This is a genomic window from Parasutterella secunda, assembly GCF_016901835.1.
Taxonomy (GTDB): Bacteria; Pseudomonadota; Gammaproteobacteria; order Burkholderiales; family Burkholderiaceae_F; genus Aphodousia; species Aphodousia faecavium.
The window spans coordinates 1-248 of record NZ_JACJKX010000059.1 but is presented as its reverse complement, the minus strand read 5'-3'; the positions used below and the strand labels follow the sequence as shown (position 1 = coordinate 248).

1 protein-coding gene is annotated in these 248 nt (G+C 45.2%); it reads right to left on the bottom strand.

All coding sequences use genetic code 11. The features are described 5' to 3' along the window. Positions 1-248: IS30 family transposase (locus H5985_RS09335; protein WP_205051031.1), on the bottom strand; the 248-nt coding region annotated here is incomplete at both ends.

Sequence of the window (248 nt, the reverse complement as noted above, 5' to 3'; positions counted from 1 at the left end):
TAATTTTATCTTGTGCTTGTTTAACGGCTTGCTCGGTCACGTTATTGAGAGACTTTCCTTTTGGGAAATATTGCCGCAAAAGTCCATTCGCATTTTCATTGCTGCCTCGGTCCCAACTGTGATAAGGAGTCGCGAAGTCAGTCTTACAGTTGAGTTGAGAACTAACCGACTTATGCAGAGCAAACTCCTTGCCATTATCAAACGTGATGCTGCGGAAAATCGCCCGGTAGGGTTGGACCGCTTTCAAT